Raw genomic sequence first — 23,001 nt, 5'->3', positions numbered from 1 at the left:
CTAATGCAGATGAAGGAGATGTCAAGACAATGCTTGATACTCAGCAAATTAAAGAAATTATTCCTCACCGTTATCCGTTTTTGCTTGTGGATCGGATTACGGAAGTTGAAGAGGGCAAACGGGCAAAAGGCTATAAAAATGTAACCGCTAATGAAGAGTTCTTTAACGGACATTTTCCTCAGTACCCAGTTATGCCCGGCGTATTAATCGTAGAAGCACTCGCTCAAGTCGGAGCTGTTGCGATGTTGATTAAAGAAGAAAACCGCGGCAGACTGGCTTTTTTTGCAGGCATTGATAACTGCCGCTTTAAAAAACAAGTCAAGCCTGGTGACCAGCTTCACCTTGAGGTTGAAATCATTCGTGCCCGCGGCACAATCGGGCGCGGAAAAGGCGTTGCCACAGTTGATGGCGAAGTCGTTTGCGAAGTAGAACTGACTTTTGCCCTCGGAGAATAATTGAAAAAAGGCAGATGGCCAGCGGCACATTTGTCTTTTTTTCTTTACAAATATAGAAAAGCAGGTGATTGTATGTGGAATGAATTTAAAGCCTTTGCCATGCGGGGGAATATCGTAGACCTTGCGATTGGTGTTGTGATAGGCGGCGCTTTCGGAAAGATCGTCACATCTCTAGTAAATGATATCATTATGCCTTTGGTCGGTTTGCTGCTGGGAGGGCTTGACTTTTCAGGCCTGTCGTTTACGTTTGGCGATGCTGTAGTGAAGTATGGCAGCTTTATACAGACGATTGTGAACTTCTTAATTATATCGTTCTCCATTTTTATCGTCATTCGGACTTTGAATGGGTTAAGGCGCAAAAAAGAAGCAGCAGAAGAAGAGGCTGCGGAGGAAGCGGTGGATGCGCAGGAGGAGCTGCTGAAAGAAATCAGAGACCTGCTGAAGCAGCAAGCAAAGTCGCCGGAATAAAAAAGATGCCGTTAGAAACGGCGTCTTTTTTTATCTCAATTTTCGTTTAGGTTCGTTCTGTGTCCTTCAGTCCCGCGGGGCTTTCTGTTGTTTCAGCGAGATGAATGAGCATTGAGACAGAGGTGCCTGCATCCGGAGTGCTGCTGATCATCAACTCGCTTCCGCAAAAATGTTTCAGCCGCTGATTGATATTTTTCAATCCGACGCTGCGATCAAAATCCGTTGATAAGAGATCTATTTGTTTTTCCGGAGTTATCCCGGGACCGTTATCCTCTACTTTGATGTGATACTCATTTTTGCTTTGTTTTTTAGCTGTCAGTTTGATCCATCCTCCGCCTCTTTTCTTGCTGACACCATGAAGAACGGCATTTTCCACCAAGGGCTGAATCATTAAAGGCGGAAGGATAAAGTCAATGTCTTCATCTATATCGAAAAGAACCTCAAGCCGATTACCGAATCGCGTCTTTTCTATAGAAAGATAGGAATTGATAATTGAAAGCTCATGTCTGAAGGAACTGATGGCTGATGTATTTTGAAAGTCAAAACTCATTCTTAAATAGTTGGTAAATTCCTCTGTTACCTCCCGGGCCTTTTCAATATCCAAATGAGTGAGAGAAATAATCGTGTTTAATACATTATAAAGAAAATGAGGCTTGATTTGCGACTGGAGAAACGCCATTTCCATTCTTGTGGCTTGATTTGCTGTATGTTTCATCATGATCAGGTTTTGAATACGCGCCATAAATTCAGAGTAATGATAAGGTTTTTGCAAAATGTCATTCGCTCCGGCATGAAAAGCCTTGTATTTGTCATGGCCGATAATGGCAGCTGTAATGATCAGAACCGGAAGATCAACCATGCTGAATCGTTCGCGAATTTTCATACAGACTTCGAAACCAGTCATATCCGGCATCATCAAGTCACAGCTTCAGGTCTTGCACCGGGACAATACGCTTTTGTTGAAACGAAAGCGCCAGCCGGTTAGGTGCTGAACACTGAGAAAATAGAGTTTGAGATTTCTGATTCCTCTGAAGGAAAGCCTGAAGCTACAGATGCCGGGATCGCCATTAAAGCATTCCAATCAAGTGGAGAACGTCGAAAGCATGTGAAATATACTTATTTTTACTTCACAATCAAGGCGGCGGATAACAATTAAAAGTGTCGATCTGGAGCTTCCGATCGTAAAAGGCACAACCAATGAAAATCTTTTGATAGGGGCGGCAACAATGCGCCCGGATCAAAAAATGGGTGAGGGAAATTATCCGTTGGCGGGCCATCATTTGAAGCAAAAGAATCTTCTGTTCGGACCTCTGGAAAACATAAAAACAGGTGCCCAAATTGTCATCACGGATTTTAAAAAGGATTATATCTATTCTGTAACATCTAAAGACATCATATCGGAAATGGATGCAGATGTAGTTGAAGAGACAAACAAAAAAGAGATTACGTTAATCACATGTGACAAGGCTGTCAAAACTGAAGGGCGCCTTGTTGTGAAAGGGAAATTGGTTGATTCTTTTGGCCATACAAATTAAATATGCAAGAGTGAAAGCACGAAGAGAAAAGCTGCCGTTCAAAACGGCAGCTTTTCTCATGCAGAACATATCTATTCTAAATGTCTATTGTGATGCTCTTCGGTTCTGTGTCTGTTTTGGGGAACATGCCCCCTCATATTTATAACTTTTGCTTAAATGCTTCAATGAGTTTTGTTCCTGTATAGCCCTCTTTTACAAGGGACTCGAGAATGGTTTCAGTGCCCTGCTGTTTTCTTGTGACCATTTGTCCATAGAGTAAAACCTGGATGCTTTCTTCCAGCTTGACGATATTTTTCACTGCTGCTGTCAGCTGGGCGGGGCGATTGCTTTTTTTCGTGATCGTTACAAATACTTTGGCTTCAGATTGGCTGTTTTGAAGCTGTTCAAAAAAAGACAGATGTTCTTTCTGTACAAGCGCCTCAATCAGCCAGTGATTTTCACCGTCTTCTTTATTTATAATCAGTCCGTCAATAAGGGGAAACTGTTCGATTGATTGTTCTTCCTTGTCCACTCGTTCCACATTCAGGTCAACCAGTTTAAAGGTTTTCATTTCTTCTCACCCCGATTACTTCCAAAGTTTTCTTGCCTTCCATTATAACATAAACGTTTTCGAGGAAAAAATCCTGCAATGCTGGGGCTAAAGAATTTTGTATGAGCGAAACATTTAATAATTTCTATTTTTTCATTATACTGTAACTGACTATGGATTACGGAGAGATGTGGTATGAATCAATTTCGTTTAAAAGAAATTTATATTGACGGCGCTCCTTCTGAAAGCCATTTGATTCAAAAGGAAGTAACATATATGTTAAGCCGTAAAGAAGTGTTTGAGGTTCATCTGAACAAAAAAGGAAGAATAAGTTTTTTATACGAAACACAAGATGGCATGGAGCAGTATAAAATCAAGCTGTCAATGCCGGAAAAAAAATTGAGCTTTCAGTGGTTTGCGTGGGATGGCTCTTCCTATGTGCGCATGAATACGCAAAACTGGCTGACAAAGCAAATCTTTTTCCGTTTTTTAAAAAGTACATATTTCTTCAAAGGAAAAAAGCAAAAGATGTTTTTAGCTGAAGGAAAAATGAAAACGAAAGATAAAAACAGAGGCTGAAAGCCATTTTTAAGCGTTTTTCTTTTCTTGTTGCATCATTTACAATACATACAACCGCAAGGAGAGGAGGAATCGCATGTTCAATCAGGTCATGCTTGTCGGACGTCTTACAAAAGATCCTGATCTTCGCTACACTTCCGCCGGTGCGGCAGTTGCACATGTTACGCTCGCGGTGAACCGCAGCTTCAAGAATGCTTCAGGTGAAATCGAAGCTGATTACGTCAATTGCACACTTTGGAGAAAAACAGCTGAAAACACGGCGTTGTATTGCCAAAAAGGTTCTCTCGTCGGCGTAAGCGGACGGATTCAGACAAGAAGCTATGAAAACGCGGAAGGCGTTAACGTGTATGTAACAGAAGTGTTGGCTGACACTGTTCGTTTTATGGACCCTAAACCCCGGGAAAAAGCTGCTGATTGACACCCCTTGCTCCTCCCGTTATCTATCCATTCACTATTATCCGAATCTTCGCATCATCCCCTCAAAATTGACCAGTCGACCAGACTGGTTCTTTCTTTTTGTCCACTTAGGAAAAATTGGTTCTCTCGACGCATTTTTACTTAAAATCACTTATTAATGTTGAATAAAATTAAATAAAAACTTATAATTACTTATAAATGATTGCTGAGAAAAGGAATGAGGGCGTGTACCAAGAAGAAAGATTAGTAGCGATTTTGGATTTTTTAAAACAGCATAACCGAATTACAACGGAGCAGATCTGTACGCTCCTGCAAGTGTCAAGGGATACAGCGCGACGAGATCTTGTGAAACTTGAGGAACAGAATGCCATCATCCGCACAAGAGGCGGCGCCATTTTACCGACTGTGCATCAGAAAATTCAAAGCTATTCCGGCCGCCTGAAAACAGTGTCTGAGGAAAAAAATAAGATCGGCAGGCTTGCAGCATCGCTTATTCATGATGGTGACCGGGTGATTTTAGACGCCTCTACAACTGTTCAGGCATGTGCAAAGCACTTGAATGCGGTTGATTGTACGGTAATCACCAATTCGATTAATCTTGCGGATGTGCTGTCCGATAAAGAGGGAATTGAAATTTATCTGCTGGGAGGCAAGCTGGAAAAGGAGCACCGCTTTCTGTACGGGTCCTCTGTGATTGAAAAGCTCTCAAGCTACCATGTTGATAAAGCGCTGATTGGTGTGGTCGGTATTTCCGAACATGGCATTACAATTGCGCATGAAGAGGATGGCATGGTGAAGCGGAAAATGATACAGCAGGCAAAGCAGGTCATCGCGCTTGCAGATCATTCGAAGCTGGGCAGCACCAGTTTTTATCAGTATGCGGAGCTGAATGAAATCGACCTTTTGATTACAGACAGGCTGCCGAATCAGGCATTTTGTGACTTGCTTGACCGAAACGGCGTTGAGCTTCTCGTGACAGAGCAGGATGAAGGAAAGGACTGACAAACGTGAAATTAATTGCGATTGATTTAGATGGAACCTTACTCAACAGTAAGCATCAGGTAAGCTTGGAAAATGAAAACGCACTGCGGCAGGCGCAGCTGGACGGCATTGAAGTGGTGGTGTCAACTGGGCGCGCTCATTTTGACGTCATGTCAATCTTTGAACCGCTGGGGATCAAAACATGGGTCATCAGTGCAAACGGCGCCGTCATTCACGATCCCGACGGCAGGCTTTATCATCACGAAACGATTGATAAGAAACGGGCGTATGATATTCTCTCATGGCTTGAGTCGGAAAACTATTATTATGAGGTATTCACAGGTTCAGCGATTTATACACCGCAAAACGGCAGAGAACTTCTTGATGTTGAGCTGGACAGATTTAGAAGCGCAAACCCGGAAGCGGATCTTTCTGTCCTTAAGCAGGCGGCCGAGGTGCAATACAGCCAATCGGGCTTTGCTTACATTAACTCTTTTCAAGAGCTGTTTGAAGCCGATCAGCCAATCGATTTTTACAATATTCTCGGCTTTTCTTTCTTCAAAGAAAAGCTTGAGGCAGGCTGGAAAAGATATGAGCATGCCGAAGATTTGACGCTTGTCAGTTCGGCTGAGCACAACTTTGAGCTTTCTTCCCGCAAAGCTTCCAAGGGGCAGGCGCTGAAGAGGCTTGCAAAACAGCTGAATATTCCGCTCGAGGAAACCGCTGCTGTAGGTGACAGTTTAAATGACAAATCGATGCTGGAGGCTGCGGGAAAAGGTGTAGCGATGGGCAATGCCCGGGAAGACATCAAATCGATAGCCGATGCTGTCACCTTAACCAATGACGAACATGGTGTCGCACATATGATGAAACATTTGCTGTAGGTATATGTGCTGCTCCAAAAGCGCATCCTGTTGATATAACCGGCGTAACGGATTTTTTGGAGATTCGGCGTGACGGCTATGAACGGAAAAAGCTGGCTCTATCAGAGCCAGCTTTTTTAGTCATGATCATTGCGCTGTAGCGCTTAATGTAAACAGTTCTTCAAGCTCCTGTGTGGAAAGCTCGGTAATCCAGTTTTCACTTTGGATAATTTGATCGTTCAGGGTTTGCTTGGATTCAAGCATGACATCAATTTTTTCTTCGATTGTTCCCGTCGTAATCATTTTATGAACGTGGACAAAGCGCTCCTGGCCTATGCGGTATGCACGGTCAGTCGCTTGATTTTCAACCGCCGGGTTCCACCATCTGTCATAATGGATGACGTGATTGGCGGCGGTCAAATTAAGTCCGGTGCCTCCAGCTTTGAGTGAGAGAATCAGTGTCGGATATTCTTTCCTTTGAAATTTCTCAACGAGTGTATCCCGCTCTTGCTTGGAGAGACTCCCATTTAAAAATTGCACAGGTTCCCCGAACGTTTTTTCAAGCAGCCGCTTCATCATGTTCCCCATCTGAATGTATTGCGTGAAAATCAGGCAGCTTTCGTTTTGGGAGCGGATCGCTGTCATCAGTTCCAGCAATTTTTCGAGCTTGACTGATCTGCCGGCCAGCAGCTCGGTTTGCTCTTCCTTTAAATAAAGCGCGGGATGATCGCATATTTGCTTGAGCCGTCCAAGCATGCTGAGGATCAGCGCTTTTCGCTGCATGCCGGTCAGGGATGTCATATGGTCAAAAGTGTCTTTGACGAGCTGCTCATAAAGGGATGCCTGCTCGGCTGACAGAGGGATAAATTCTTTTTCTTCCAGCTTCTCAGGAAGATTAAGCGCGACCTCTTCATCCCGTTTCGTCCGGCGGAGAAGGAATGGCCGGATTAATTGCTGAAGCTGTCCGATTCTCTTTTCGTCCCGGTCTTTTTCGATCGGCAGCACATAGCGTTTATGGAAGCCGGTCAAACTGCCGAGGTAGCCTTTATTCATGAAGTCAAAAATAGACCACAGCTCAGTCAGTCGGTTTTCCATCGGCGTGCCGCTCAGCGCGATATGGTGAAGCCCCTTCAGCTTCCTGATTGCGCGTGATTGCTTCGTATGCGCGTTTTTAATATTTTGCGCTTCATCAAGGCAGATCGTGTTCCATGTCACAGAAGTAAGCTCTTCAGTATCGGCATGTGACAGACCGTATGAAGTGAGCACCACGTCTGCGTTTTCATAATGCGCGGCGAAATCATCACCCTTTGGCCGGCGCGGCCCATAATGGAGCGCGACAGACAGATCAGGGGCAAAGGTTTGAAGCTCCCGCTGCCAGTTGCCAAGTACGGATGTCGGCGCAATAATCAAATGAGGCGTTTTTTGCCGGCCGCTTTCCTTCACGTGAAGGAAATAGGCGATCATTTGAATCGTTTTCCCAAGCCCCATATCGTCAGCCAGACAGGCGCCAAAACCGCTTTCCCGCAGAAACAGCAGCCAGTTCATGCCGTATTTCTGATAAGGGCGGAGCGTTCCTTTGAAAGAAGGACTGACTTCGTGCTCCGGCAGGTTTTCCGCGGCAGTGAGCTTTCGAATCAGTGACCTGAGCTGTTTAGACAGATCAAACTGAATGCCTGCGAAAGCGGATGTATCAATCAGATCCGAATCCTCAAGTCCGCCATCCTGCTGATCCATTAGCTCACGCGCCAGAATATCAGACATGTGGAGTCCCTCTGATTCTGCTTTTTCCATCAGGCGTTTCATCTGTTTGATAAACTGCGGATCGATTTTAACCCATTGCCCGCGGATATTAACAAGGCGCCTGTTGCTGGCGACAAGCTCATTAAATTCAGCCTCAGTCAGTTCAATTCCATTTGTCGCAAACCGCCAGTTGAAATCAAGCAGTGCATTCATGCCGACAAATGACTCGCCGCGCGGGGAGGACGACACCTTTGCTTTCAGCATCATGTTGCTGTCTCTGACAATCTGCCACCAGGACGGCAGGAGGATTTCTACCCCCATATCGACAAGCGTCTCACTTGCTTCTGACAGGAAGATCCAGGCTTCTTCCTCCGAGATCAGCGTTGTCCCGGAATCAAACGACAGCCACGGAACCGTTCTGTGAAAGCGGTCCTGCTCACGCGCGATTTTATCGCTGTACGCCTGCCACGATTTTTTGAGGCTTTTCAGTCCGTCAAAGAATTCTACAGCGCCGCTCTTTTTATCGCGTAAAAACATCTCGATCTTCCATTCGTCTCCGTCAAAGTCCGGTTCATTTAAGCGCAAGCCGACAGTAAATGGAGATTGGTCGTCAATCCAGCCAATGCCTTCCAGAAAATCCTCTTCATCAAGAAAATGGCCGCGGAATGTTGTAACCGCAGGCGATTTCTCCTTGATATGTTCCCATTTCTCCCGCAGGTCATCGTCGTACTGGATGTAATCCTGTACGGCAGCGGAAAACCATTCCGCAGTAAAGCCCTCCAGTATATTATCGCGGTCCTTCCAGCGAAAAACACCGTTTGTCCATGCGTCATAGTCAGGCATAAAATCGCCGTCCGCGATAAATTCGTAGATGGTCGATGCCGCCTCGATCAGCGGCTCCGTTTCTTCTGTAAGCTGCACGGAGCTGAATGAGTTGAACGAGTTTTTGCCGAGAAGCTCTACAGTCATCCATGGAGATAGCAGGACAGCAGTCGTCCCGATGAAGCTGACATCCTCTAGAAAGGTTCCGTAAAATGAGGATTCATGCCATTGGAACAAATGCTTTTTCATATGGCTGTAGGGAAGAGGCTGCTCATTCTCATCAAAGGCTGAGAGCGTAAATGACCCATCTTCCATTTGTTCGACGTGGATGAGAATTTCTTTAAGACTCGCCATCAATCAACTTTCCTTTCTGCAGTTCTTCTTGAAGCGCACGCAGGCGCTTGTAATGCGAGCTCAGCAGCTGAATATACCGCTCCCACACCTTCTGCTTTTTCGCTTTTTTGTACAGGGTGCGCAATTTTTTCAAATACCGGGCGGCTTCCTTGTACGAGCTGCGGTTCTTCTGATCAATGAAAAAAGCCACTTCTCTATGGTAAGCCGGTATAAGCGCCTCAGGGTCGCTCGCTGCAATTTCCTTGAGCATCATTTTATCCATTTCATTGATGGAAAAGCCGACAAGGCTATGAATTTCAATCCACTCGGCATAGCGTTTTTTTTCATATAAATGATGGCTGTATTCTGTGAACGTATACGGCAGACAGCCCGCGGCAAAGCGTTCAAACAGCGCTTGATCATTGGTTTGCTTCACATAGGCATTCAACAGAAGGAACAGCTCGCCGATCACATCGCGAATCTCTTTAAACGGCTTATCCAGCTTCGTATAACCCATCGCAATTGGTTCAATTTGCTGGTACCATGTTTTAAGCCGTTTCCAGTCCTTCTTGGCAGTCATTTCACTCAGCCATTGGAACGTATAAGGGAGCGCTTCCGGTGGGAATTGATCCGCTTCCGCAAAAATAACGTCATCATTCTTTTGCAGGAATTCCAAATGCAGGCGCCCGAATTGCAATTCGGGAGAAAAACGCCGTCCTGCTTCTTTTTTCAACATCTCCTGTTCGCGTGCCACCCATTTTGGCCGCGACAGCAGTGCACTCCAAATTTCACCGAAGACGCGGATGCGTTCATATTGGAAAATTTCTTCTTTCAACAGCAAATGTCGGATAACATCCGGTGTTTTATCCAAAAACGGATCAAGCGCAAAAGACAGCGCGTATGTTTTTAATTTATCAATAGAGCTGTAGATTGTATCCATCAGCTGTTCAACGTACGGATTGAGGGAATAAAAATCTTGTTCGGGGTTCAGCTTGCCTGCTTCAATCAATGTGAACATGCGAAGCCAAACCGCAATCGCGGAATGAATCTGATACAGGCTTTTCAGCTCCGGCTTGTTCGGCGCATGTTTTTTTAATGCGGACAGGTAGCCGTAATAGAGGCCCTGCATGTTTTGGCTGCCTTCTGGCGTACGTGCCTGCCAGAGAGAAAACTCTGAATCAAAAAAAGCAAGCCAGCTTGAAAGCGATTCTTCATTAGGCAGCACCTTTTCCTGAAACTGGCGGCGGACGAGCTCTTTGCTTTCCTCAAGCTTTTCCCTCTCCAGCCAATACTCTGTAAAAGTACCCACTCGCTCGAACATTGCATATACATATAAAAACACAGCCAGCATATGGCGGCAGATTCTTCCGGACGGACATGAACAGCCGCTTTTGACTATGACAAACAAGTTCAATGTGACCCGCACAGGCACAACATCCTGCACGTAAGCCGTAACTTCCGTCGGACTCACTGCTTGTAAACGATAGACTGAATCCTGCCGATATAAAATAAGGGCTTTTTTGATCAGCTGAACATTTTCCTCATTGTAAGGAAGAAGTTCTTTTAACTGTTCAGCAGATGCCAGCACATCGTCTTTGGAAATCATATTCTGAAGCATGATTATCGCTCCTAACCGAGTCACGTAATAAAAAGATCCAATTTCTCTATTATATCGCAACACATCGGCCTTAAAAAGTTTTTCCTAAAAAAGGACATAAAAAATGGGATGTGTCGAATGATGTATTAGAGATTGCAAATTGATAACCAGCATCATATAATAATCGTGTTTTCAACTTAATGGAAGCTGAAAGGAAAAAAAAGATGAGTGAAAAGAAATTGAATCAAGAAGAATTTCTGAAAATTTTGATGCATGCACATGAAATTGGTGAGCAGTCATCTGAGATGACGACGAAGGAAATGCTTGAAAATTTGATTTCTCATATTAAAAATGGATATGCAACATAAAAATCCCGCACGCCTTTAGCGGGATTTTTTTTATGCGAGATTACGTGACTGCACGAATAAGAGAAAATGAGACAGCACTGTCAACACAGTAAATATAGCGCTTACATAAAAAAGAGTAGCATATCGTTTTGTAAAAAAATGTCGAATTATGTCACGTGAAAAGCTGGAGAAATGCGGTTTCAACGTTGTATAATCGTAAATGGAAAAGGATGTTATAAGAGATTTGGAGGTATCATGGGAGAATCTACTAGCTTAAAAGAGATATTATCAACGTTAACAAAACGCATACTTTTGATTATGATTGTAACCGCAGCTGCCACTGCTGCCGGCGGACTCATTAGTTTCTTCGCACTTACACCCATCTATGAAAATTCAACTCAGATTCTGGTCAACCAATCGAAAAATGAACGAAAAGAAGTCCAATTTAACGATGTCCAAACCAATCTTCAGTTAATCAATACGTACAATGTCATCATTAAGAGCCCTGCCATCTTAGATGAAGTCATTAAAGAAATGGGCCTGTCGATGACATCCCAAGAACTGAATGACAAAATTACCGTATCCAGCGAACAGGACTCCCAAGTGGTCAACATATCAGTCAGGGATGAAAACGCGGAAACAGCGGCTCATATTGCCAATACTATAGCATCTGTTTTTCAAGACAAAATCACATCCATTATGAATGTTGACAATGTCAGCATTCTGTCAAAAGCCGAGGTTTCAGAACATCCGTCCCCTGTATCGCCAAAGCCGCTACTAAACATTGCCATCGCGTTTGCGGCCGGATTGGCGGGAAGCATCGGACTGGCCTTCCTGCTTGAGCATTTGGATAATACGATCAAATCGGAAGAGCAGCTCGAATCCTTGCTGGACATACCTGTTTTAGGGACAGTTTCCACCATTGCGAATGAGCAGAAAACAGCTAAGACCTTACAGGGTTTCCAATCTGAAAAAACGGGGAGTGGACATTTTGGCGCTTAGAAAAAACAGAGGCTCGCGGATGCGGAGAAATGTCATTGCAATGACAGAGCCGAAATCCTTGAACTCTGAACAATATCGGACGATTCGCACGAATATAGAATTTGCTTCAGTGGACCGGCAAATGAAATCAGTCATGATTACATCGGCTTGCCCGGGGGAAGGAAAATCAACAACGGCCGCCAACCTGGCTGTCGTATTCGCCCAACAGGGAAAAAAAGTGCTCCTGATTGATGCTGATTTGCGAAAACCAACAGTACATACGGCTTTTTTTCTTGAAAATACGGTTGGCTTAACATCTGTTTTATTAAAGAAAAGCTCTATGGAGCAGGCTGTACAAGCATCGAATGAAAAACATCTTGACGTGCTGACGAGCGGCCTGATCCCGCCAAACCCGGCCGAGCTTCTCTCCTCGAAGTGGATGAAGGAGCTTGCAGACGAAGCGTGTGCGGCATATGATATGGTCATTTTTGATACGCCGCCTATTCTTGCCGTAGCAGATGCACAGATTTTAGGCAACGTGGCAGACGGTTCTGTTCTGGTTATTTCAAGCGGGAAAACAGAAAAAGAACAAGCCGCAAAAGCGAAAGAGGCGCTTGAAACGTGCAAAAGCAAGCTCCTTGGGGCGATTATGAACGGCAAAAAGCTTTCGAAGCACTCTGAATACGGATATTACGGAAACAAGGACAATTTCATGCAAAAATAAATAACGTGCATCGTGCCCGTTATTTATTTTTGCGAAAAAAGGGGGCTAGGACATGATCGATATTCACTGTCACATTCTTCCCGCAATGGATGACGGGGCAGGTGATTCGGCCGACAGCATAGAAATGGCAAGAGCAGCTGTTCGTCAGGGAATCCGGACGATCATTGCGACACCTCATCATAACAACGGTGTGTATAAAAACGAGCCAGCCGCAGTCAGAGAAGCAGCAGATCAGTTAAACAAACGTTTAATCAAAGAAGACATTCCTTTACATGTGCTTCCGGGACAGGAAATCAGAATCTACGGCGAGGTGGAACAAGACCTTGCCAAACAGCAGCTGCTTTCGCTGAATGATACAAAACACATCTTGATTGAGTTTCCGTTTGATCACGTTCCCCGATATGCGGAGCAGCTTTTTTATGATTTGCAGCTGAAAGGATATATTCCGGTTATCGCCCATCCTGAACGCAACAGGGAAATTCGCGAAAACCCGTCCTTGCTGTATCATCTTGTGGAAAAAGGAGCAGCATCTCAGATTACTTCAGGAAGTCTTGCGGGGACCTTCGGCAAGCAGCTGAAAGCATTTTCTCTCCGGCTGGTTGAATCCAATTTGATCCATTTCGTAGCCTCAGATGCCCATAATGTGAAAACGAGAAATTTTCACACTCAAGAGGCTCTTTATGTTCTAGAGAAAGAATTCGGCTCGGAACTTCCTTATATGCTGACGGAAAATGCAGAGCTTCTCCTGCGGAATCAGACCATCTTCAGACAGCCTCCGCAGCCGGTCAAAAGAAGAAAATTGTTTGGTCTTTTTTAACAGCCGATTCTCATTTCACCACTTTCTTTTTGAGAGCGATATAATAGTGTATTGTATGGTTGAATCACATTTCAGAAATCTGTACAGGCTGTACCCGACAGGCTATGCGGGAGATCATTCGCATTCATGATAGGATGTTCTCATACGATATTACGGAAGCTGCAAAGCAGCAATTTAACTGTTGGAGGGAAACAATGAATATAACAGTCATCGGAACAGGCTATGTCGGTCTTGTGACAGGTGTTTCTCTTTCTGAGATTGGACATCATGTAACCTGCATTGATATTGACGCTCACAAGATTGATGAAATGAGAAAGGGCATTTCCCCCATATTTGAACCAGGTCTTGAAGAGCTGATGAGAAAAAATACAGCTGATGGACGGCTGAACTTTGAAACGAGCTATGAGACAGGCTTGGCACAGGCAGACATCATTTTTATAGCGGTCGGCACACCGCAGAAAAGCGACGGGCACGCCAATCTGGAGCAAATTACAGATGCGGCCAAACGCATCGCAAAGCATGTCAAACGAGATACAGTCGTGGTAACGAAAAGCACAGTGCCCGTTGGGACAAACGATTTGATTAATGGACTGATCACTGAACATCTAGCGGAGCCTGTCAGTATTTCGGTCGCATCCAATCCGGAATTTTTGCGTGAGGGGTCGGCGATCTATGACACCTTTCATGGTGACAGGATCGTGATCGGGACGGCCGATGAGAAAACAGCAAATACGCTGGAGGAGCTCTTCCGTCCGTTTCAAATCCCGATTTACCAAACGGATATCAGAAGCGCCGAGATGATCAAATATGCCTCAAATGCTTTTCTGGCCACTAAGATCAGTTTTATAAACGAAATTTCGAATATATGTGAAAAGGTCGGCGCCGATATTGAAGCAGTCGCATACGGGATGGGACAGGATAAGCGGATCGGGAGCCAGTTTTTGAAAGCGGGCATAGGCTACGGCGGCTCTTGTTTTCCAAAGGACACAAACGCCCTCGTGCAAATTGCCGGCAATGTCGAGCATGATTTTGAACTGCTGAAATCGGTTATCAAAGTCAACAACAATCAGCAGGCGATGCTGGTTGATAAAGCGCTGAACAGGCTCGGCGGGGTGACGGGAAAAACGATTGCCCTTTTAGGCCTGTCATTTAAACCGAATACGGACGATATGAGGGAAGCGCCGTCAATTGTTATTGCAGACCGTCTCGCTGCGCTCGACGCCCGTATCAGAGCCTACGATCCCATTGCAGTTAGCCATGCAAAGCATGTTCTCCCGCAAGCTGTTGAATATAAAGAGACGATCGAGGAAGCTGTCAAAGGTTCTGACGCCGTCATGATTTTAACCGACTGGGCTGACATTAAACAATTCCCGTTAGCGGCTTATCAGGATTTGATGGAAACGCCGCTCATATTTGACGGCAGAAACTGCTACACATTGGATGAGGCTTTGGCTGCAGGAGTGGAGTATTATTCTGTCGGACGGAAGGCGGTTGTTCCGTCAGGTGCAATTCAATAGTTGAAAAAGAAAGGCTGGTTGCGCACCAGTCTTTTTTTCATCTATTGCGGGGTGCTGAATACATTTGCTACTATTTAACTATTGTTTGGAAAATTATACAGAAGTAGGGCTTCTTTAAACAATCGTTTGAAAAACATTAGAAGAAACGAAGAAAACCAGAAAATAAAACCTTGGAGATGCCGGAAAAGGAGAGAATCTGATGAATCATCTGCCCGAAAAAATGAGACCGTACCGCGACTTGCTGGAGAAATCAGCGAAAGAATACGTGAAATTGAATGTCCGAAAAGGGAAAACAGGACGATATGACAGCAAAATTGCCGGTGATCCCTATTTCCCCAAGCATGAAACATACCCGACTGATGAAAATGGAGAGCCGATGAAGCTTCTGGCACAGATTAATTTCTCACACATTCCCCAGCTTGACGGCTACCCTTCTTCAGGTATCCTGCAGTTCTACATTTCTGTTCATGATGACGTCTATGGATTGAATTTTGACGATCGATGTGAACAAAAGGATTTCAGAGTGATCTATTTTGAAAATATCATAGAAAACGAAGACGAGCTTGTTTCTGATTTTTCATTTATTGGCACAGGCGAATGTGATTTTCCGATTTTATCAGAAGCGGCAGTCGAGCCTGTGAAATCTTCGGAATGGGTGCTGCCTACAGATTTTCAATTTGAGCAGTATACAGGCATGGAAACAATGGAGTTCTTTGGCCAGTTCGACGAGGATGAAGAAGACACTTATAATGAACTGGCTGAAAACGGATTTGGCCATAAAATCGGCGGATACGCTTCTTTTACCCAGCATGATCCACGGGAATACGCATATAAAGAACACACCATCATGCTTTTACAAATTGATTCAGACGATGATATCGATTCAATGTGGGGAGACGTCGGCATCGTCAATTTTTTCATCACACCTGACGATCTAAGGAAAAAAGACTTTTCAAACGTTCTGTACAACTGGGACTGCAGCTAATACAAGCTTTTGATCCAAAGGGTCAGAAGCGGGGAATAATAGAAGCCAAATGACAAAATCAGACGTGGCCGACCAGATGAAGAACATAAACATGAACAATAAGCTCAGCGCCGAAAGAGGCAGATCAACCACATCTGCCTCTTTCAAGTGCCTTTATAACTATGACATTAGGTGATTTCATTTTATAAAACGCTTTTATTAGCTGTATAACGAACGAAAACAAGATCAAATACCTACATTTCAAGAGCGTTATATGCCTAAATTAAGCCATTTACCCTATTTAAGCCGCCTTCTGGCTATTTTAAAATATAATATATGGAAATAAAGTATGGAAAAGTCTATCTTCATCAGCCCCTCCATACGACTTTTTGAGTATTAAGAGGTGATTCAGATGGGTTATGAAAGTATGCTAGCGGATATCAAAAGTTCGCTCAACGGAAAAATTTCCGACGTGGAAGACAAGATCGAAAAGCTGAAAAAAGCAAAAAAGGACATAGACACACTGCAAGAAGAGGCAATCACTGAAATCAAAGAAATTGTGAAACCGGAATTGGGCAAGCATTGGACGGGAACAAAAGCCGATGATTTCGACAAGGGAAGAGAAGAGGCGAAATCGGAAGCATCTAAGATTGTGAATGATAAATATAACGAGTATATGGCTTCGATTCAAAGCAAAATATTCTGGCTTGAGACAGAGAAATTTGAGCTTAATTTGACAAAAAGTGCAGCGAATGCCGCAGGCGACCTTCTTGCTAAAGGAGAAGATTTCGTAGAAGAAGCAGGAAGACAAATTAGTAAACTAAAATGGTGGTGATCTTTTTTTATGTCAGAAATTAAGCTGAAGTACGACACAGTCATCAAAACATTGGATTCTGTCAAAGATGCGCTTGCTGACGTATCAATCGGCGCCGCGGGGTCCAATGGAAAAAATAAACTCGATTATACGAAAAAATATCATGAGCGTGAGGAGAACATCAAAACCATGCTCGGTGATTACAAAAAAGCGGTACAGAAAAATATCGAGGATACAAAGGATAACGTAGATTCACTTAAAGAGCAGGACGAGGCGATAGCGGTAAAATAGAACAGAAAGGGCAGTGCGATGAGTAAAGTATTTGAATCAAAATCTTTAATCGAAGAAGCGAAGAGCAGAAAAAAGCAATATGAGACGCTTGAAGAGCAGCTGAATACGCTGAAAAAAGCGTTTCAGGGAGTTGCAGATTTAGGCGATAATTTTAAAGGAAAAGGCGCGGACAATATTAAAGATTTCTTTCAGGGACAGGCGGAAATCGTCGACAGCTGGCTGACGCTTGTCTCTGCTCAAATTGCATTTTTAAACGGCATTTCAGGCGATATTAAAGATCAAGAACTGAATGATTCATATGTGGAAACTTCATTTTTGGATCATGAGCTGCCCAATGGAGACCTGAAAGCCTCAGAGATAGTCTCCGCTCATAAAGAAGAAATCGATTCTATTTTGTCAGGCATCAGCGATATTATTGACCTCGACATGTACACGCTTGACGAGTATGCAGATAAGATGGGCGATGCCCAAAAAGTCAGACGTGACACGATCACAGCTGTCGATAAGCTTGATGAATCCCTGACCACTGAATATCAAAATTTAGAATCTCTGGACAACGCAGTGCTCACCAAATATTCTGTTCTCATGCAGGCCACCAGCAATGGGAAGAGCGCATCCCCTATGTACTATGACAAAAAAGCCTTCCACAGCAATGAAGTTTACAAAAGCGTGATTGAAGTAGAAAATCAAGGAACAACCTATATCGATGCAAAATCCCAGCAAGCAGAAGCAAGACGTCTCCAGGAAAAAGCCGAGGAAGAAGCAAACAAACCATGGTACGAAAAAACATGGGATGGAGTTTGCAACTTTACTGGAGAAGTCACTGGCTATTATGATTATAAAAGAGCAACTGAAGGCGTTGATCCGGTTACCGGAGAAAAACTCTCCACCGCAGAACGTGTGACAGCAGGAGCTATGACCGCAGCCGGATTTATACCAGTCGTCGGCTGGGCAGGCCGCGCCTTCAAAGGCGGAAAAGCCATCTACAAAACCGGAAAAGCTGCTATCGCGGCTGAACACGCTTTAGATGCCTACAAAACAGGCAAATCCTTAGACATTCTCAAAATGACAGAAATGGGCGCATACGGCCTTGTTGCGTCAAACGGATTCTCAGAAGCCGTCACGGGACGGGATATGTTTGGAAACAAAGTGTCTGAGGAGAAGCGGAAAACGGGTGCGCTGGAAGCGGCATTGAGCTTGGTTGGTGCTGGTGCATTGGCGAAGTCGGTTGACAATACGCTATCGATGGGAAGAAATCTTGATAAGAGTTATTCTTTTTCTAAAATTAAGCAAAGTGGTCATATAAATAAAGAACAGATTGTTACTTCGACTGGCCATACATTTGACTTAAAGCCAGAGAAGAAACAATTATATACGAAGAAAGTAAATAATGATAAGTTACAATCAAGTAAAAAATCTGTCGATCCTGTCGAACAATCAGTAAGTTATTACAGAGTTCAAGGCGGAGGAGCGGGAAATAAAACAAGTCAGTATAGAATTAAAGTAAATAGTGATGGAAGCATTGTTATTCCTATTAAAAATGCTGATTTAAACATAAGTGCTTACAATTTAGAACACGCTAAATATTATCGAGATGTAGCAAGACCAGGCGGAGAAATTGTAGAATTTAAGGTACCTAAAGAGGTTGATGATTTAATCAAGGAGACAGTAATTGATCAGTATGGATATACTAAAAACCCTCGTAACCAGGGGAGAACTGCTCCAAAGCTTGTTGATCCTACGACACCGGGAGTTAGTTATGAACTTCCGGCGGAACCATGGATAGAGTGGTTAGAGGAATATGGGCATTCAGCCAAAAAAATAGAATGAGAAAGTGGTGTTTTCGTTGTTATTAAAACCGGAGTATGCCCAAAATATAATAGTCGGGGTAAAGACTTCTTCTCAATTCTCATGGTATCTAACAGAAAGAGATGTTTGGATACTAGATATCGTGAAATATAAAGAAGCCTATGAAAAAAACGGGTTTAGTTTTGATATGGACTTTGCTCTTTCTCTAAGAAATAACATTTCAGTTGTAAATGAAGATAATTATCGTCTTTATTTAAAAGAATATACTGACTATATTATCCCGTCTTCAGAATTAAAGAAGTTAGTTGAACATCAGGATTATGAAAGTACTATTCTAGAATTAAGGCCATCATTATATATAGACTTTAATCAAAAAATGCTTCTTTCGCTGTATCCTGAGTTATTACCTTTTGAAAATTATGTTCCTAATAATTGGACAGGGGTTCGGGAAGACTTTACTAGTTATATTCCTGAAGAGGATAGATACTGGATTTTTGATGATGTAAATTATATAGACAAAGTTTTTAATGAGAAAGAAAGAGAGTAAAGGAGAAAATAAAATGTCAAAAGATGATAGCTTGGTAATAATAAATGAAAGTTTTAAAAAGGAGGGGAGTGAAGAAGATATAGAAGGATTAACAATAATGATTGATGGGGTTATAAAGCAGGTTTTTAATAAAATTAGAAATGAAAGAAATTATAACAGTAATAATGAAGTTATGAGAGATATTATATTTGAAGGAATTAATAGTATTGTTAAAAAATCTTAAGGCATTATTAAAAACAAATAAACGCTTCGAGTTGGTTTGATTTTCTACCTTGATTGGCACTGAAGCCTTTCAAGGTTTTTTTATTAGATTGTTGTCCACTGTTTTATATAGCGTAAATAAGTATAGGCTTTGAACGCGTCACAGTCGGCACCATGGCAGCCGTGGGATATATACCAGTCGTCGGCTGGGCAGGCCGGGCCTTCAAAGGCGGAAAAGCCATCTACAAAACCGGAAAAGCAGCTATCGCGGCTGAACACGCTTTAGACGCCTACAAAACAGGCAAATCCTTAGACATTCTCAAAATGACAGAAATGGGTGCATACGGCCTTGTAGCGTCAAACGGATTCTCAGAAGCCGTCACAGGACGGGATATGTTCGGAAACAAAGTGTCTGAGGAGAAGCGGAAAACGGGTGCGCTGGAAGCGGCATTGAGCTTGGTTGGTGCTGGTGCATTGGCGAAACATATTGATAAAGGCATCCCGCTTGCAACCCATTCAAAAGTCCAAAAAGCAAACAAAACACTAGAATAAGTAAAACAATTCAAAGTCCCAACAAACGTCCGCGTATACGCAGAACGCCCAGTAACTCCGGAGGGCTTCACATTCGGAATCCCGGCAGTACGTGTAGATGTGGAAAAGACGGCTGTTAAGGATCTTGGGATTGTGAAGATGGTTAGTAGTGGTAAAGGTATTAAGGGTACGGGTAAGTCATCTAATAAGAATCCATTACCGTCTTGGCTTAAAGAACGGTGGGAAGCAGGAAATAATTTCAATAAGGAAAATCGCCCCCGTTACCCTTATAATGAAGTAGAGCTAGAAGCAAAAGAAGCAGGCGGCAAAAAGTACGTAGTTGATTCATATTCTCCAAATAAGGAGATAGTTATTTCCAGGAAGTATACTCAACTTAGTGACGTTCAAGAAAAGACAGCACTGAGTTACTTGAACGAGATTACTAAAAAATATTCTTCAGGGTCTAAAATATCAAATGATCCTTTTAATCCAAAAGCTCTTAAAGGCGGACGACTGAAAGGTGAATTGATATTAGAAGTACCTGTTCAAAATAAAGCTATTCCACAAAAAATTCTTGATGAAGCAACAAAAAATAGGATTATTATTAGGGATATAAATGGGAAGGTGTATAATTGACTATGAAAGTTTATTATTGTGATGAATGGTCGGACATAAAAAAACAGCCTTGGAATATTCTTGATGATTGTACCGCATACTTACATCACCAAAAACATGAACCATATACTGCGGTATTAACCGAAGGCGAAAAACCTAAATATGTTGTAAATGTAACAAATGAATGGGTTTCAGTGGGTTTTTATGATGACTTGACTCGTAAGTATCTAAATTATGATTTTGAAGTTATAAGTGATGGTAAAATCTTCTTAAGAACAGCAATGTATTGGGAATATGATGATGCAACTGATAATGAAGTTAGCAGTTTGATTATAGGCTTTCGCGAAGATGGTCATATAGCAATGGAGAAGACAGATTTCAAGACCGGTTCGGTCGAAGAGCGTGAGACTAGCGACAACCTTAAGAGCAACTGGGATGATTTCCCTAAATTTGGTGAATATAATCACTTGTGCAGAGAGGAAAGATAATGTGAGATGCAGCTAATGTTCTCATAACGTTTTTCTGGAAGAATATCAGTTTTAATCCTTTTACAAGTAAGTAGAAAAAAACTAACCTTCCCTCGATTGGCGCTTGCCTCTCGAGGTTTTTTATACTTAAGATTTTTGCATTGAAACTGATCTATAAGATAATTAGTAAGATGAATATAGATGCAAGAGGCAGCCTTGTAAAATGAAGTTTGTACAGCTAAGTAAATATTATCCATAATCTACATTTTCACCTTTCAGGTCTCCCACTCAAATAGTTGGTTGACAAGTTATCTAAAAACAGACTTTAAGAATAACGGCTCTCTAAAGAGGTTATATAAATGAGAAAACATGTTAAATTAGATGTTCCAAAAGCTAATATACATCCCTTAAGAATAACACAAGGTTGGAAAGTAAATTATAATCATTTTGTTGAAATAGATCCTAGAACATTAGAACCGAATGATGATTCCTGGTTTTTGTTCACAGACAGTTTGTTGCAGCTTTATCATGAACAATCCTCAATAACGCTTGATTTAGGCTGGGTTCCTGACATTTCTCCTGAAGGTAATTATCTGGTTTTACTAGTCAAAGATAATGATTGGGAAGATCCTATTAAAGAATTTTCATCAGATGACTATAAAAAAGTGATTTTATATATTGAATATCATTTAAAACAAGTAACAACTACTTGGTGGAATGAAGTTTAATGATTCTTAATTAATGGATGGAATGGTTACTATTTATGGAACATGGAATCAGGTTTATTAATGAATATCCTGAAATTGGTGAGTTGCTTTATCGTCTATTTATGAATAGGGAATTAGGCGAATGGTACAAGAACAAATGCGCAGAGAAAATAAAAGTACCTGATGAATTTAATCAAATAAAAGGTTTGAAAAAAATTGAAGTTAGAGATTTAAACAATCCTTCAGGAGAAATTGATATCCATTTGCAAGATCTTTCTGGGGAAAATGGTTTTCATTTAGAACAGCAAATCAATATGAAAGTATCTAAATTGGTTCCTGTTTATGTATTAGATTATAGTTATTCCCTAAGACACGATTTAATCGATGGCGCTTATGACATTGTAGGTACCGCTGAATCTTTAGAATTCATTCAGGGAACGAACTATATTAATAAAATAATGCAAGAGAAAGGGTTTATTGAACTCAGTTATTTATATGATTACTACGATACTGTGTATGAGTGGAGTGAATTGCCGCATATACAGCCTTTCAACAGGAGATTAACATTAGGAGATGCCTTGTTTACTGATGTATTAGAATTGCTATAGTTAAAAACTTGCCGTGTTGTCATCGGCATGTTTTTTTATAGATAGTATAACAATATGGAGTGCAAGGAGAAGCGGGATGGGCAGAGACCATATTTCTCAACTGCAGCCATTAAAAATCTGCAATGGCTGGTCTGTAGTACTGAACAATTTATGTTCAGAAAAAAGAATGCAAGAAAAATATGAATTACTAATACTGCAAAATGAAAAACGTAAGGCCTTTATTAAGGTAAGTTATGAAAATAATCAATACCATATCAATGTAGCTGGCTTAAAAACAGATAAGATTTATGAAGATGAGTCTTTTAATGAGATAGAACAATTATTAGAAGAGTTAGAATATCAAATCTGGAGTGTGGGAAGCGGGGTTTTAGAGGGTTTGCAGCCACTAAGCCAACAGATTCCCAATTTTTTAAGGCTAAAGATACCGGCTGGTTGGACTGTTGATTATATTACATTAAAAGATACTGATCCTAAGACGCTAGAGGCAAATGATGATGCTTGGTTATTTGACTTTAATCAAGATCTCCTGCAGATTTCTCATAAGACAAAAAATTTGCTGCTTGACGTAGGGTGGTACCCAGAAGGTGATCCAGCCGGAAGCTATGGGATTGAACTGATAAAAAACGAAGATTGGGAAAATCCTTTAGAGGATATTATGTGTACTGAACTTAAAGAATTAATTAAACAATTGGATTATATTTTTATGAAAGAAATGAAAAATGAATAGTAATAAAAAAAGCAG

At 42.2% G+C, this 23,001-nt stretch carries 27 protein-coding genes and 2 pseudogenes; 25 read left to right on the top strand and 4 right to left on the bottom strand.

Annotated elements, in window-relative coordinates; translation table 11 throughout:
* Positions 1-29 precede the first annotated feature (29 nt).
* Positions 30-455 carry a 3-hydroxyacyl-ACP dehydratase FabZ gene (fabZ, locus tag NSQ16_RS18960; RefSeq protein WP_003221796.1) on the top strand — a complete coding sequence of 142 codons (426 nt, stop codon included), beginning with the start codon at positions 30-32 and terminating at the stop codon, positions 453-455.
* Positions 456-527: 72 nt separating this feature from the next.
* Positions 528-923 carry a large conductance mechanosensitive channel protein MscL gene (gene mscL, locus NSQ16_RS18955; protein ID WP_021445844.1) on the top strand — a complete coding sequence of 132 codons (396 nt, stop codon included), beginning with the start codon at positions 528-530 and terminating at the stop codon, positions 921-923.
* Positions 924-969: 46 nt separating this feature from the next.
* Here mscL and NSQ16_RS18950 read toward each other — a convergent pair whose 3' ends face one another.
* Positions 970-1,806, bottom strand: coding sequence for a histidine kinase (locus tag NSQ16_RS18950; RefSeq protein ID WP_230488683.1), 837 nt, complete (start codon positions 1,804-1,806; stop codon positions 970-972).
* A 259-nt stretch (positions 1,807-2,065) separates the two neighbouring features.
* Between NSQ16_RS18950 and NSQ16_RS18945 the strand changes: the two are divergent.
* A pseudogene (locus NSQ16_RS18945) lies at positions 2,066-2,458 on the top strand (class A sortase); the annotation flags it as partial.
* Between the two features lie 139 nt (positions 2,459-2,597).
* Here the strand turns inward: NSQ16_RS18945 and NSQ16_RS18940 are convergent.
* Positions 2,598-3,008, bottom strand: coding sequence for a YwpF-like family protein (locus NSQ16_RS18940; RefSeq protein ID WP_003227794.1), 411 nt, complete (start codon positions 3,006-3,008; stop codon positions 2,598-2,600).
* Between the two features lie 174 nt (positions 3,009-3,182).
* On the opposite strand from NSQ16_RS18940, the gene ywpG reads away from it, so the two are divergent.
* The 4 genes from ywpG (at position 3,183) to ywpJ (ending at position 5,848) form a co-directional block, all read left to right on the top strand.
* Entirely contained in the window at positions 3,183-3,566 is a 384-nt protein-coding gene (gene ywpG / locus NSQ16_RS18935; RefSeq protein ID WP_014478204.1) for a DynA interaction protein YwpG, read from the top strand.
* 76 nt (positions 3,567-3,642) lie between these two features.
* On the top strand, positions 3,643-3,984 hold the full coding sequence (gene ssbB, locus NSQ16_RS18930; protein ID WP_014478203.1) for a single-stranded DNA-binding protein SsbB: 342 nt from the start codon (positions 3,643-3,645) through the stop codon (positions 3,982-3,984).
* 224 nt (positions 3,985-4,208) lie between these two features.
* A complete protein-coding gene (glcR, locus tag NSQ16_RS18925; RefSeq protein WP_003244075.1) occupies positions 4,209-4,985 on the top strand; it encodes a transcriptional regulator GlcR in 777 nt (258 codons plus the stop codon).
* A gap of 5 nt (positions 4,986-4,990) precedes the next feature.
* Positions 4,991-5,848 (top strand): phosphatase YwpJ, encoded by an 858-nt coding sequence (gene ywpJ, locus NSQ16_RS18920; protein WP_070547927.1) that lies wholly within the window; start codon positions 4,991-4,993, stop codon positions 5,846-5,848.
* Between the two features lie 126 nt (positions 5,849-5,974).
* On the opposite strand, the gene NSQ16_RS18915 is transcribed toward ywpJ, so the two are convergent.
* Together NSQ16_RS18915 and NSQ16_RS18910 are read right to left on the bottom strand one after the other, a co-directional pair.
* Complete coding sequence (locus NSQ16_RS18915) at positions 5,975-8,743, bottom strand: DEAD/DEAH box helicase (protein ID WP_038427969.1); 2,769 nt, start codon at positions 8,741-8,743, stop codon at positions 5,975-5,977.
* The gene (locus tag NSQ16_RS18910; protein ID WP_338382450.1) at positions 8,730-10,340 is read right to left on the bottom strand and encodes an SWIM zinc finger family protein; all 1,611 of its coding nucleotides are present in this window, start codon (positions 10,338-10,340) and stop codon (positions 8,730-8,732) included. Before NSQ16_RS18910 ends, NSQ16_RS18915 begins: the two co-directional genes overlap by 14 nt.
* Before the next feature lie 203 nt (positions 10,341-10,543).
* Between NSQ16_RS18910 and NSQ16_RS18905 the strand changes: the two genes are divergently transcribed.
* The 18 genes and pseudogenes from NSQ16_RS18905 (at position 10,544) to NSQ16_RS18820 (ending at position 22,986) form a co-directional block, all read left to right on the top strand.
* Entirely contained in the window at positions 10,544-10,687 is a 144-nt protein-coding gene (locus tag NSQ16_RS18905; protein ID WP_003242876.1) for a hypothetical protein, read from the top strand.
* 234 nt (positions 10,688-10,921) lie between these two features.
* Positions 10,922-11,668, top strand: a complete 747-nt coding sequence (gene tkmA / locus NSQ16_RS18900; RefSeq protein ID WP_003227811.1) for a protein-tyrosine kinase activator TkmA — start codon at positions 10,922-10,924, stop codon at positions 11,666-11,668.
* On the top strand, positions 11,658-12,371 hold the full coding sequence (ptkA, locus tag NSQ16_RS18895; RefSeq protein ID WP_339232395.1) for a tyrosine-protein kinase PtkA: 714 nt from the start codon (positions 11,658-11,660) through the stop codon (positions 12,369-12,371). Before tkmA ends, ptkA begins: the two co-directional genes overlap by 11 nt.
* Positions 12,372-12,423: 52 nt before the next feature.
* Complete coding sequence (locus NSQ16_RS18890; RefSeq protein ID WP_029726032.1) at positions 12,424-13,188, top strand: tyrosine-protein phosphatase; 765 nt, start codon at positions 12,424-12,426, stop codon at positions 13,186-13,188.
* Between the two features lie 194 nt (positions 13,189-13,382).
* On the top strand, positions 13,383-14,705 hold the full coding sequence (gene uglF, locus NSQ16_RS18885) for a UDP-glucose 6-dehydrogenase UglF (RefSeq protein WP_339232393.1): 1,323 nt from the start codon (positions 13,383-13,385) through the stop codon (positions 14,703-14,705).
* 199 nt (positions 14,706-14,904) lie between these two features.
* Entirely contained in the window at positions 14,905-15,690 is a 786-nt protein-coding gene (locus NSQ16_RS18880) for a YwqG family protein (protein ID WP_339232392.1), read from the top strand.
* 49 nt (positions 15,691-15,739) lie between these two features.
* Positions 15,740-15,865 carry a hypothetical protein gene (locus NSQ16_RS18875; protein ID WP_128992287.1) on the top strand — a complete coding sequence of 42 codons (126 nt, stop codon included), beginning with the start codon at positions 15,740-15,742 and terminating at the stop codon, positions 15,863-15,865.
* A 216-nt stretch (positions 15,866-16,081) separates the two neighbouring features.
* A complete protein-coding gene (locus tag NSQ16_RS18870; RefSeq protein ID WP_010332155.1) occupies positions 16,082-16,504 on the top strand; it encodes a DUF5082 family protein in 423 nt (140 codons plus the stop codon).
* A 9-nt stretch (positions 16,505-16,513) separates the two neighbouring features.
* Positions 16,514-16,774, top strand: coding sequence for a YwqI/YxiC family protein (locus tag NSQ16_RS18865; protein ID WP_003227825.1), 261 nt, complete (start codon positions 16,514-16,516; stop codon positions 16,772-16,774).
* A gap of 18 nt (positions 16,775-16,792) precedes the next feature.
* The gene (locus NSQ16_RS18860) at positions 16,793-18,604 is read left to right on the top strand and encodes a T7SS effector LXG polymorphic toxin (RefSeq protein ID WP_339232391.1); all 1,812 of its coding nucleotides are present in this window, start codon (positions 16,793-16,795) and stop codon (positions 18,602-18,604) included.
* A 7-nt stretch (positions 18,605-18,611) separates the two neighbouring features.
* On the top strand, positions 18,612-19,130 hold the full coding sequence (locus NSQ16_RS18855; RefSeq protein ID WP_038429753.1) for a hypothetical protein: 519 nt from the start codon (positions 18,612-18,614) through the stop codon (positions 19,128-19,130).
* 13 nt (positions 19,131-19,143) lie between these two features.
* Positions 19,144-19,353, top strand: a complete 210-nt coding sequence (locus tag NSQ16_RS18850) for a hypothetical protein (RefSeq protein ID WP_021480772.1) — start codon at positions 19,144-19,146, stop codon at positions 19,351-19,353.
* 131 nt (positions 19,354-19,484) lie between these two features.
* A pseudogene (locus tag NSQ16_RS18845) lies at positions 19,485-20,051 on the top strand (transposase); the annotation flags it as partial.
* Positions 20,043-20,498 (top strand): hypothetical protein, encoded by a 456-nt coding sequence (locus tag NSQ16_RS18840; protein ID WP_339232744.1) that lies wholly within the window; start codon positions 20,043-20,045, stop codon positions 20,496-20,498. The pseudogene NSQ16_RS18845 and the gene NSQ16_RS18840, both read left to right, overlap by 9 nt.
* A 2-nt stretch (positions 20,499-20,500) precedes the next feature.
* Positions 20,501-20,965 (top strand): hypothetical protein, encoded by a 465-nt coding sequence (locus tag NSQ16_RS18835; RefSeq protein WP_021480770.1) that lies wholly within the window; start codon positions 20,501-20,503, stop codon positions 20,963-20,965.
* A gap of 338 nt (positions 20,966-21,303) precedes the next feature.
* Positions 21,304-21,672, top strand: coding sequence for a hypothetical protein (locus tag NSQ16_RS18830; protein ID WP_029726028.1), 369 nt, complete (start codon positions 21,304-21,306; stop codon positions 21,670-21,672).
* Between the two features lie 35 nt (positions 21,673-21,707).
* Positions 21,708-22,259: a hypothetical protein gene (locus tag NSQ16_RS18825; RefSeq protein WP_230488598.1), complete on the top strand. Its 552-nt coding sequence runs from the start codon at positions 21,708-21,710 to the stop codon at positions 22,257-22,259.
* 76 nt (positions 22,260-22,335) lie between these two features.
* Complete coding sequence (locus NSQ16_RS18820) at positions 22,336-22,986, top strand: hypothetical protein (RefSeq protein WP_230488599.1); 651 nt, start codon at positions 22,336-22,338, stop codon at positions 22,984-22,986.
* Positions 22,987-23,001: the final 15 nt, after the last annotated feature.

Source organism: Bacillus sp. PS108, from assembly GCF_037963335.1.
Classification (GTDB): Bacteria; Bacillota; Bacilli; order Bacillales; family Bacillaceae; genus Bacillus; species Bacillus subtilis.
The sequence above is the reverse complement of the archived record's forward strand: the minus strand, read 5'-3'. Positions and strand labels throughout refer to the sequence as shown.

What these genes read in the sequence shown, in the direction of transcription:
- fabZ (WP_003221796.1), top strand. Translation starts at nt 30, where the DNA reads ATGCTTGATACTCAGCAAATTAAAGAAATTATTCCTCACCGTTATCCG.
- ssbB (WP_014478203.1), top strand. Translation starts at nt 3,643, where the DNA reads ATGTTCAATCAGGTCATGCTTGTCGGACGTCTTACAAAAGATCCTGAT.
- NSQ16_RS18905 (WP_003242876.1), top strand. Translation starts at nt 10,544, where the DNA reads ATGAGTGAAAAGAAATTGAATCAAGAAGAATTTCTGAAAATTTTGATG.
- NSQ16_RS18865 (WP_003227825.1), top strand. Translation starts at nt 16,514, where the DNA reads ATGTCAGAAATTAAGCTGAAGTACGACACAGTCATCAAAACATTGGAT.
- NSQ16_RS18860 (WP_339232391.1), top strand. Translation starts at nt 16,793, where the DNA reads ATGAGTAAAGTATTTGAATCAAAATCTTTAATCGAAGAAGCGAAGAGC.
- NSQ16_RS18825 (WP_230488598.1), top strand. Translation starts at nt 21,708, where the DNA reads ATGGAACATGGAATCAGGTTTATTAATGAATATCCTGAAATTGGTGAG.
- NSQ16_RS18940 (WP_003227794.1), bottom strand. Translation starts at nt 3,008, where the DNA reads ATGAAAACCTTTAAACTGGTTGACCTGAATGTGGAACGAGTGGACAAG.
- ywpG (WP_014478204.1), top strand. Translation starts at nt 3,183, where the DNA reads ATGAATCAATTTCGTTTAAAAGAAATTTATATTGACGGCGCTCCTTCT.
- NSQ16_RS18850 (WP_021480772.1), top strand. Translation starts at nt 19,144, where the DNA reads ATGTCAAAAGATGATAGCTTGGTAATAATAAATGAAAGTTTTAAAAAG.
- NSQ16_RS18880 (WP_339232392.1), top strand. Translation starts at nt 14,905, where the DNA reads ATGAATCATCTGCCCGAAAAAATGAGACCGTACCGCGACTTGCTGGAG.
- NSQ16_RS18915 (WP_038427969.1), bottom strand. Translation starts at nt 8,743, where the DNA reads ATGGCGAGTCTTAAAGAAATTCTCATCCACGTCGAACAAATGGAAGAT.
- NSQ16_RS18830 (WP_029726028.1), top strand. Translation starts at nt 21,304, where the DNA reads ATGAGAAAACATGTTAAATTAGATGTTCCAAAAGCTAATATACATCCC.
- mscL (WP_021445844.1), top strand. Translation starts at nt 528, where the DNA reads ATGTGGAATGAATTTAAAGCCTTTGCCATGCGGGGGAATATCGTAGAC.
- NSQ16_RS18890 (WP_029726032.1), top strand. Translation starts at nt 12,424, where the DNA reads ATGATCGATATTCACTGTCACATTCTTCCCGCAATGGATGACGGGGCA.
- NSQ16_RS18875 (WP_128992287.1), top strand. Translation starts at nt 15,740, where the DNA reads ATGACAAAATCAGACGTGGCCGACCAGATGAAGAACATAAACATGAAC.
- tkmA (WP_003227811.1), top strand. Translation starts at nt 10,922, where the DNA reads ATGGGAGAATCTACTAGCTTAAAAGAGATATTATCAACGTTAACAAAA.
- NSQ16_RS18820 (WP_230488599.1), top strand. Translation starts at nt 22,336, where the DNA reads ATGGGCAGAGACCATATTTCTCAACTGCAGCCATTAAAAATCTGCAAT.
- NSQ16_RS18910 (WP_338382450.1), bottom strand. Translation starts at nt 10,340, where the DNA reads ATGCTTCAGAATATGATTTCCAAAGACGATGTGCTGGCATCTGCTGAA.
- NSQ16_RS18950 (WP_230488683.1), bottom strand. Translation starts at nt 1,806, where the DNA reads ATGAAAATTCGCGAACGATTCAGCATGGTTGATCTTCCGGTTCTGATC.
- uglF (WP_339232393.1), top strand. Translation starts at nt 13,383, where the DNA reads ATGAATATAACAGTCATCGGAACAGGCTATGTCGGTCTTGTGACAGGT.
- NSQ16_RS18835 (WP_021480770.1), top strand. Translation starts at nt 20,501, where the DNA reads ATGAAAGTTTATTATTGTGATGAATGGTCGGACATAAAAAAACAGCCT.
- NSQ16_RS18870 (WP_010332155.1), top strand. Translation starts at nt 16,082, where the DNA reads ATGGGTTATGAAAGTATGCTAGCGGATATCAAAAGTTCGCTCAACGGA.